At 30.2% G+C, this 2,106-nt stretch carries 1 protein-coding gene; it reads left to right on the top strand.

Annotation, left to right across the window (positions count from 1 at the left end; translation table 11 throughout):
• The coding region (locus B5X70_RS17555; RefSeq protein WP_234995096.1) for a WG repeat-containing protein at positions 1-1,958 on the top strand (1,958 nt) is incomplete at its 5' end.
• Positions 1,959-2,106 lie beyond the last annotated feature (148 nt).

Raw genomic sequence — 2,106 nt, 5'->3', positions numbered from 1 at the left:
CGTTGTGGGTTATTAACAAGCAGATTCACCATAAAATGAGAGTATTTTTAATAATTAGTTTTTTTCTAATTTTAAATAACCTTACCGCACAGGATGAAGGTATATTTTTATTTGAATCTAGTCAAGGATATTCATATATAAACAATGAAGGGGAACAATTAATTGATAACTACTTCTATAGAGCAGGTCGTTTTTTTGAAGGTAAAGCTGCAGCATCAACTAATGGTTACGTCGGCTACATTGATATGACTGGTGAATTAACAATACCTTCAATTTATGAATATGCATTACCTTTTTATAATGGAATTGCTAAGGTCTGGAAAGATGGTAAGCCATACTTAATTAATAAAGACGGACAAATTATATTTGAACATAATTATAGATACATTGATTATGCAATTTATGATTCTTTTGAGCCAATATTTATAGTTACAACTCAAAATTATAAAAGTGGAGTTATAAATGCTAACGGTTCTTTGATAATCGATACAATTTTTTATAATTTATCCCAATTTAGCGAGGGGCTGTCAATTATAGACAATGGAAGAGGCGGAGTGATAAACCTACAAGGTGAACAAATTGTTCCAATGAATTTATACAATAGTATTAGCAGGTATTCATGTGGTAGAGCTCTTGTAAAGTCGGACAAATGGGATCATTTCTACATTGGTTTTATTAATCAGGAAGGCAACCTTGTTTATAAGATGAGATATTCGCATAGTATTTCAGATTTGTACAAGGATGATAGATTTATAGCCATCGTTGATGATACAACAGGTACAAGTTCAAATAAAATTTCAGTAGTACTAGATTTAGATGGGAATATAGTTTACTCATCATTATTCAGAATCTTTGATTTTCATAATAGCATTGCAATGATATATGGGATTCAGACTAAAGAATACGAATACGGTGATGGAAGAAAATATACCACTAGAAAAGTTGATGTAATTAATAAGTTTGGGGATATATTAGCCGAAGACATATCCGCAAGGTCTACGTTTTTAAGAAATGACACATTATTTTATATATATAGAAACCATGTAGAAGACAGTTACGGTAATAAAATAGAGATTACCAATTATAAGGTACCTTATAACAATGACTTCTTTCATAAAAATTTATATTTTTCAGCATATGAACGAGGCTATAGTACAGAATGGGTGTTATTTCTTAATTCTAATACTAAACTAACTTTTTCTTTTATTGATAGAGATGAAGGATTTAAAGATGGTTTATTATACATTATTCTAGAAAATGGTCAATGGGGGTATCTAAATGAAAATGCCGACTTAGTTTTTTTAAGTCCTAAAAAAGATTACTCTGTTAAACATAGAAAACTGAACATTGATTACTCAATTACTCAATCTAATGTTTTTAATAACTCTGAAGTTGAAGAAATGCCTAATACAAATCCAGCAAAACCTATGCATGATGATTTTAAGTCATTTACAGAGCCAAAAGTGATATTAGACAACTCAAATACATATTTAAAATCACTCGGTAGAGAGTTCTTTGAAGCGTACAAATTGTATATTATTAATCCATCGCATGATACATTAAGATTTTCTGATGGTCGTGAACAAATATTTGTCCAAGCGAAAGATAAGAGTGGCAATTGGAGAACGATTGAAACTGATGGTTCATTATTTAGACATGGTTTTAACACGCATAAGTTGAAGCCAAACGAATATTGGGAAACATTTGTTTTTGCTTATGACGGAGGATTTAAAACAAAAATGAGAGTCTTAGTTAAATTCCCAACTATTAATAATTTCAATTTTGTTGGCAATAAAATTGAAACTATCAAGATAAGTGAAGGTTTTGAAATAACTAGCAATACAATTGATTGTAAAATAAACCCAGTTCAATTTATAAGAAAACAATCTACAAAATCTAAAATTAATAAATACTTATTTGAGGATTATAATTTTGACCGAATCATGTACTTTGATTAGTTATAATTTAATAACAACCCACAACATCATATATAAAATATTGGGGATTAGGTGTTTACGCGAACCTTTCTGCCCCGCACCAACTTTTGTAACGGCAGACAGGAAAGTCGCCCGCAAACCCCAACATTTCATATATGTGAACGTTGTG

The organism is Alkalitalea saponilacus (assembly GCF_900168165.1).
GTDB classification, from domain to species: domain Bacteria; phylum Bacteroidota; class Bacteroidia; order Bacteroidales; family Marinilabiliaceae; genus Natronoflexus; species Natronoflexus saponilacus.
Note: the sequence above shows the minus strand (reverse complement) of the source record. Positions and strands in the feature narration are given on the sequence as shown.